The organism is Pontibacter brevis (assembly GCF_054779655.1).
On record NZ_BAAGXV010000067.1, the window covers coordinates 20,859 to 28,007 of the forward strand.

The 7,149-nt window shown below is 48.9% G+C and carries 6 protein-coding genes and 1 pseudogene; 6 read left to right on the plus strand and 1 reads right to left on the minus strand.

What is annotated here, in order from left to right; all coding sequences use genetic code 11:
• Positions 1-2 precede the first annotated feature (2 nt).
• The 6 genes from truB to ACYVB1_RS14485 all read left to right on the plus strand — a co-directional run bounded on the left by truB (position 3) and on the right by ACYVB1_RS14485 (position 6,983).
• Entirely contained in the window at positions 3-698 is a 696-nt protein-coding gene (gene truB / locus ACYVB1_RS14460; protein ID WP_460924490.1) for a tRNA pseudouridine(55) synthase TruB, read from the plus strand.
• Positions 682-1,614 (plus strand): bifunctional riboflavin kinase/FAD synthetase, encoded by a 933-nt coding sequence (locus tag ACYVB1_RS14465; protein ID WP_460924491.1) that lies wholly within the window; start codon positions 682-684, stop codon positions 1,612-1,614. Before truB ends, ACYVB1_RS14465 begins: the two co-directional genes overlap by 17 nt.
• 239 nt (positions 1,615-1,853) lie before the next feature.
• On the plus strand, positions 1,854-3,734 hold the full coding sequence (locus ACYVB1_RS14470) for a TIGR00341 family protein (protein ID WP_460924492.1): 1,881 nt from the start codon (positions 1,854-1,856) through the stop codon (positions 3,732-3,734).
• Between the two features lie 152 nt (positions 3,735-3,886).
• A complete protein-coding gene (locus ACYVB1_RS14475) occupies positions 3,887-4,585 on the plus strand; it encodes a CoA transferase subunit A (protein ID WP_460924493.1) in 699 nt (232 codons plus the stop codon).
• A gap of 18 nt (positions 4,586-4,603) precedes the next feature.
• Positions 4,604-5,260: a 3-oxoacid CoA-transferase subunit B gene (locus tag ACYVB1_RS14480; RefSeq protein WP_460924494.1), complete on the plus strand. Its 657-nt coding sequence runs from the start codon at positions 4,604-4,606 to the stop codon at positions 5,258-5,260.
• A gap of 172 nt (positions 5,261-5,432) precedes the next feature.
• On the plus strand, positions 5,433-6,983 hold the full coding sequence (locus ACYVB1_RS14485) for a GNAT family N-acetyltransferase (RefSeq protein WP_460924495.1): 1,551 nt from the start codon (positions 5,433-5,435) through the stop codon (positions 6,981-6,983).
• A 71-nt stretch (positions 6,984-7,054) separates the two neighbouring features.
• Here the strand turns inward: ACYVB1_RS14485 and ACYVB1_RS14490 are convergent.
• Positions 7,055-7,149: pseudogene (locus tag ACYVB1_RS14490) on the minus strand (IS1 family transposase); the annotation flags it as partial.

Genomic DNA, 7,149 nt, shown 5'->3' on the forward strand with positions numbered 1-7,149 from the left:
AAATGGAATATGATTTTGCCGCTGGCGAAATACTTCTAATAAACAAGCCACTGGACTGGACCTCCTTTGATGTGGTGAAGAAAGTGCGAAACACAATTCGGGTGAAAAAGGTAGGCCACGCCGGCACTTTGGATCCCCTCGCTTCCGGTTTGCTCATTCTTTGCACCGGAAAGTTCACCAAACGCATTGATGAAATACAGGGCCAGGAAAAAGAATATACCGGCACCATCCGCTTAGGAGAGATTACCCCTTCCTACGACCGTGAAACGGAAGTAACAGAAACAAAAGATACCAGCCACCTGTCAGAGGGTGATATAAAGGCCGCAGCAGCAGAATTTGTGGGTACCATCGAACAGGTGCCTCCCATTTACTCCGCTGTGCAGGTGGATGGCAAACGTGCCTACGACCTAGCCCGAAAAGGCAAGTCCGCAGAGTTAAAGCCGCGTATAATTACCATCCAAGCTTTCGACATCACCGCCATAGAAGGGGCTGAGGTACATTTCAGGGTAGTTTGCAGCAAAGGCACGTACATCAGAAGCCTGGCGCACGACCTTGGGCAGAAACTGGGCTGTGGCGCACACCTATCGTCCCTTGTCCGCACGCGTATTGGTGAGTACCGGCTGAAGGACGCGCTCACCATTGAAGACATTCAGGCAATCAGAAAAAAGCAAACAGAAGCGGATGGAAGTAATTCGTGATATAAACGATTTCCCGCAACTTAGCTACCCCGTTGTTACCAGCGGCACATTTGATGGTGTACACATCGGCCACCAGAAAATTCTGAACCGCGTGAAGGAATGTGCCCGCCAGAGTAACGGCCAGAGTGTGGTTATCACTTACTGGCCTCATCCACGCCTCGTGCTTTTCCCGGAAGATAATAGCCTGATGCTGCTCTCCACAATTGAGGAACGCATCGATCACCTTCGCGACTTCGGCATCGACTACCTGCTAATAATACCTTTCACGAAAGAATTTTCCCGCACCAGTTCCCGCAGTTTCATTACAGATGTGCTTGTGCGGGCCATCAACACGAAAGTGCTGGTAATTGGATACGACCACCGTTTCGGCAAAAACCGGGAAGGAAGCTTCGAAAACCTGAAAGCCCGCTCCGCGCAGTATGGCTTTGAGGTGGAGGAAATTCCCCGCCAGGATGTGGATGATGTCGGCGTCAGCTCCACCAAAATAAGGAAAGCCCTGGAAGATGGTGATGTAGAGACCGCGAACAGGTATCTGGGTCGCCCTTACACCCTTACCTCCGAAGTGGTGGAAGGAAATAAACTGGGCCGCACCATAGGCTTCCCTACTGCAAACTTAGCCCTGCCCAGGAATCATAAACTGATTCCGGCCAATGGCGTGTATGCGGTTTGGGTTAAGTTGGGGGAAACCCGTTATGCTGGTATGATGAACATAGGCTTGCGCCCCACTGTAGATGGAAAGCAGCTGAGTTTAGAGGTTCACATCCTGCAATTTGACCAGGATATATACGGCCAGCCTATCACGGTAGAGTTTGTTGCGCAGCTGCGCAAAGAGCAGAAGTTTGAGGGCCTGGAAGCTTTGAAATCCCAACTGGCAAAAGACAAGGAAGCCACCCAACAAGTGTTGCAGCTTCAGTAAAATATAGTATCAACAAACAGAGACAAAAGGCGGCCTATTGTGTGGCCGCCTTTTTTATGCGGGTAGCACCAGAAAAGCTTTAAAATTATCGGCTATCAGCAGCATGGGAGCCGTATAGTATAAGTTTTTGCATAGCTCTGCTGTGGAGGTTAGAAACGGGCAATCATGTCCTGTAAGAAATAAGCTAGGACCACACAGCAAGCTACTCGTAATAACTTGTAACACCCTTTCACCGCTGCATGAAAGAACCATTATTAATTTACGATATAGAAGCACAGCAAACGGTTGAGACAACTATTGTACCTGCGCTGGCGGCTTACAGTCCAAAGCTGGTTCCTTTTACTTTACATAACCTCAATATTGCCCCAGGAAGCAACATAATTACGTACCTGAGCGATGAGCAGTTGGGAGAGTTGGTAGCCATAATTCTGGGACAAAACTGCTCTCTTGCCTTTTTGCCGCATCCCGACCTAAAGGAGGCTCGCCAGGGATATGGTATTGCTGACAGCCTACAACTGGCAATGGAGGATATAGTAAACGCAAAAAAGGGAATAAAGGCAGATTTGCTTCTTTGCAACGGGCGGCCTGTCTTCAACAGGGTAGTTATCGGCAACAGCCTGAGCCTGATGTCTGGCAGTGTTTCTAAAAACAGCTTCAAGTCTTTTCTGGAAAAAGTAGCAGGAATTTTTAAAGGAGGTAAAGAACTGACGCCACGGCAGTTTACCATCATAACGGAAGACAAGCCTCCGCTTGTAACAGCAGCTATTGGCGTTATAGCTGTGTTGTACAGTAAGAGTACCCTCCTCTCCCGCAGGCTTCTGAACAACTCCTTTATCAACGACGGCAGCATGCACGGGCTTATCCTGGCGCCAAGGAGCATCATGGGTCTGGTGAGGTTTTACCTTACATCCCTATTTGAGAAAGGCAGTCGCCGGAAACTACCTTCCTTCATTGGACATATTAAGGCAAGGTCCATCACCATCAATTTGTCTCAACCGATTGACTTTTCAATGGACAACAACCTGTTGAGTGCAAAAGGGATCGAGTTGTTTGTGAGTAAAGACGCCTTCAGGATACTACCGGGACGACATCTGAATGCTGTAGAGCATACAGGAGAACCTAGCGAGATGTATCGCATAAACAGGCTGCCTACAGGCGAGGCTTATCTACGTGAAATTGTAGGAAAGCCACTCTCTCTGATTTACCATGCTTCTACTGAAGAGTTCAAGGACCTGTTTATGGTGCTGCGCGAAAATGCAAAAGTGAGCGGCGCCTTTTTAACGCTGATGGTCCTCTCTACCCTGCTGGCTACATTAGGACTCTTCTCTAACTCCTCCCCTGTTATTATAGGGGCTATGATCCTGGCGCCATTGATGGCACCAATCATTTCTTTGGCGATGGGAGTCCTGCGGCAGGAGAAAAAATTAATGACAAGCAGTCTGAAAACCATCGGTTTGGGCCTGTTGCTGAGTTACCTGGCTGCTATCTTTCTAACCTTCCTCACGCCACTACACACCCTCAATGAAGAAATAACGGCTCGGATCAGGCCCAACCTGCTGGACCTCGGAGTAGCTATTGTTTCAGGGATAGCAGGTGCTTATGCGCATGCCCGTGAAGAGGTAGCCAAAACACTGGCTGGCGTAGCCATTGCCGTGGCCTTAGTTCCTCCCCTGGCCGTTTCTGGCATCGGCATTGGCTGGGGCGAATGGCAGGTATTTATGGGAGCCATCCTGCTGTTTCTTACTAACCTTGCAGGTATCGTGTTAGCCGGTGCAGTTACTTTTATGCTGCTAGGCTTTAGCCCCTTTCGGCTTGCCAGGAAAGGGCTGTTTGTTTCAATGCTGCTGGTTGCGATCGTCAGTTTCCCATTAGGCTTTGGTTTTTCTGACATGGTGCGGGAACGTAGAATTGCACAGGCACTGAACAACCACCAGGTAGATGACATTCTGCTTCGGGATGTATCGGTGATACGCGGCACAAAGCCCCTGCTGATCAGCGTGAAACTGGTAGCACAGGAGCCTGTTACCACCGAAGACCTGGAAAAGGTAAAGCAGGCTATCCAGGAAAGGATAAACCAGAAAGACGTCCAACTGGAAATACTTGTCAGCATTCGCCGCTAAACAGATCTAACCGGCTCCTGCATTCAAATTCGGGCGGCCAGGTAAAAAAATTACCTGTTCTAAAACCTATTTCACCTAAAAACGAAAAGGTATATGTTTTATATGGCTTATTTTATATATAAATTACCTAAAACAACCACTGCTCTTAAACTATGATAAATAAAACAGTAGAAAATGCACAGCAGGCACTGCAGGGTGTGCAGGACGGCATGACCCTGATGCTGGGCGGCTTTGGCCTCTGTGGCATTCCGGAAAACTCGATTCAGGAACTGCTCCGCCTAGGCGTGAAAGACCTCACCTGCATATCCAACAACGCCGGTGTAGACGATTTTGGCATCGGCCTGCTGCTTCAGAAGCACCAGGTGAAAAAGATGATTTCGAGTTATGTGGGCGAAAACGCAGAATTTGAGCGCCAGTTACTCTCCGGTGAACTGGAAGTAGACCTGATACCGCAGGGTACTCTGGCAGAACGGATACGGGCTGGCGGTGCAGGTATCCCCGCTTTCTTTACCCCAGCAGGCTATGGCACCGAAGTAGGCGAGGGAAAAGAGACCAGGGAGTTTAACGGGAAAATGTACCTGATGGAGACTTGGTTGAAGGCAGATTTTTCTTTTGTAAAAGCATGGAAGGGCGATACGGCGGGCAACCTTATTTACAAGGGGACAGCCCGCAACTTTAACCCGATGATGGCTACAGCAGGTAAGATAACCGTTGCAGAAGTAGAGGAGCTTGTTCCTGCCGGCGAACTCGACCCGAACATGATTCACACCCCCGGCATCTTTGTTCAGCGCATCTTCCAGGGCAAAAACTATGAGAAACGTATTGAGCAGCGCACAGTCAGAACCGCTTAATTCACTAAAGAAAAAACTATGGCTTTAGATAAACATGGAATAGCGAAACGCATCGCAAAAGAAGTTAAGAACGGCATGTACGTGAACCTGGGTATTGGTATACCCACGCTGGTAGCCAACTATCTGCCCGAGGGAATTGAGGTAGTGCTGCAGTCAGAGAACGGCCTGCTGGGCATGGGTCCCTTTCCTACCGAAGACCAGGTGGACGCAGACATGATAAACGCAGGCAAGCAAACCATCACCACCCTGCCCGGCTCTGCCATTTTCAGCTCCGCTGAAAGTTTTGCCATGATAAGAGGGGAGCACGTAGACCTTACTATTTTAGGAGCCATGGAGGTTTCTGAGAAAGGAGACATTGCCAACTGGAAAATACCGGGTAAAATGGTGAAAGGAATGGGAGGCGCCATGGACCTGGTGGCATCTGCCAAAAACATTATTGTGGCCATGCAACACACTGCCCGCGACGGTTCCTCAAAGCTCCTGAAGGAGTGTACCCTTCCTATTACAGGAGTGGATTGTGTCAAAAAGATTGTTACGGACTTAGCCGTGTTAGAAGTAGTGGAAGGTGGTTTTAAACTGTTGGAACGGGCTCCGGGCGTGAGCGTGGAGGATATAAAAGCGGCAACTGCCGGCAACCTTATCGTAGAAGGCGATGTGCCGGAGATACAGGTATAGCTTTAACTATCAGAAAAACCTTACAATAGGGAGCGCAGCCGGAAACTGCGCTTTTTTTGTTATTTTTGTATACAGGAGAAATAGCATTTTGCCTTTCTCCACTTATATTATATCAAAACTATACTTGCTGCACGTATACACTTACAACAAGTAAAGAGACATCATCCCACACATGAGCGAAAAAAACGAAACAAATACCGAACACAGATTGCTGCTCCGCCAACTGGAGCTGAAAGATTATAAAGAAGTAAAAGAGATCATGAACCTGGTGTACCGCAATATAGACGGTGCCTGGACCCGCAAAGAGTTCTCTAACCTGTTAAAGCAGTTTCCGGATGGGCAGATTTGTATTGAAGACAACGGCACAGTAGTTGCGGCCGCCCTCAGCCTCATCATTAACTACGACAAATACGGAGACAAACACACCTACGAGCAAATCATAGACAATGGTACCTTTAAGTCGCATGACCCGGAGGGCGCGACGCTATATGGCATTGATGTGTTTGTGCACCCGGAGTACCGCAACCTTCGCCTTGGCCGTCGTTTGTATGATGCCCGAAAGGAAATCTGCGAAAACCTGAACCTGCGCGGCATTATTGCCGGTGGCCGCATACCCGGTTACAAAGATTATGCAGACAAGCTGACGCCTGCCAAGTACATTGAGATGGTGCGCAACAAGGAGCTATCGGACCCAGTCCTCTCCTTTCAGCTCAGCAATGGCTTTCACGTGCGTAAAATCCTGAAGAACTACCTGCCTGATGACAAAGAATCACGTTCGTATGCTACGCTGCTCGAGTGGATTAACGTATATTATGAGGAGAAGGAAGATATAATTGGTGGCCGCAAAACGGTGGTGCGCATTGGTATAGTGCAGTGGCAGATGCGGGCCGTAAAGGACCTGGAGGACTTTATGCAGCAGGTGGAGTTCTTTGTTGACACCGTCAGTTCCTATAAATCGGACATTGTGGTGTTCCCGGAGTTCTTTAATGCCCCACTTATGGCCCTTACAAACGAGGAGTCACCCTCGGAGGCTATCCGAAGTATGGCCGAATATACAGAGGAAATACGGGAGCGGATGATACACCTCGCGCTTTCTTACAACATAAATATTATTGCCGGTAGTATGCCGGAGTACTACGACAATAAATTGTACAATGTGAGCTACCTCTGCCGACGCGACGGTACCTACGATGCTCAGTACAAGCTGCACGTAACGCCGGATGAATCGCACTACTGGGGTATGCGCGGTGGCCATAAGCTGAAGATATTCGATACGGACATAGGTAAAATCGGTATCCTGATCTGTTACGACGTGGAGTTCCCTGAGCTGGCACGTATGCTGTCTGACATGGACATGAAGATCCTTTTCGTGCCTTTCTGGACGGATACAAAGAACGCTTACCTGCGGGTGCGCCTCTGCTCCCAGGCCCGCGCCATCGAGAACGAGTGCTATGTAGCCATTACAGGTAGCGTGGGTAACCTGCCGAAGGTGGAGAACATGGACATCCAGTACTCCCAGTCAGCCGTCTTCTCCCCTTCTGACTTCGCTTTCCCGCACGATGCAGTAATCGCCGAAGCCACTCCAAACACAGAGATGACCCTGATCGCCGACCTGGATTTGGACCTCTTGAAAGACCTGAATGCAGCCGGTAGCGTTCGCAACCTGAAAGACCGCCGCAAGGACTTGTACAACTTAAGCTGGGTTACTCGGAAGGAAGAGTAAAAAGCCTTCATGTTACAATTATAAAGAAGCCGCTGCCATTTAAGGCAGCGGCTTCTTTATCTGGTTGTGGTCTAGAATGTATGATGGTTTCGGTAATAGAATATTAGCTTCATGGCGTTGTAGTGATTCTGCTCTTTTTTAGAGAAGCAGGCTGTTTTTCTGACCA

Excerpts from the sequence above, each read along its gene's own strand:
- truB (WP_460924490.1), top strand. The coding sequence starts at position 3 with ATGGAATATGATTTTGCCGCTGGCGAAATACTTCTAATAAACAAGCCA.
- ACYVB1_RS14465 (WP_460924491.1), top strand. The coding sequence starts at position 682 with ATGGAAGTAATTCGTGATATAAACGATTTCCCGCAACTTAGCTACCCC.
- ACYVB1_RS14470 (WP_460924492.1), top strand. The coding sequence starts at position 1,854 with ATGAAAGAACCATTATTAATTTACGATATAGAAGCACAGCAAACGGTT.
- ACYVB1_RS14475 (WP_460924493.1), top strand. The coding sequence starts at position 3,887 with ATGATAAATAAAACAGTAGAAAATGCACAGCAGGCACTGCAGGGTGTG.
- ACYVB1_RS14480 (WP_460924494.1), top strand. The coding sequence starts at position 4,604 with ATGGCTTTAGATAAACATGGAATAGCGAAACGCATCGCAAAAGAAGTT.
- ACYVB1_RS14485 (WP_460924495.1), top strand. The coding sequence starts at position 5,433 with ATGAGCGAAAAAAACGAAACAAATACCGAACACAGATTGCTGCTCCGC.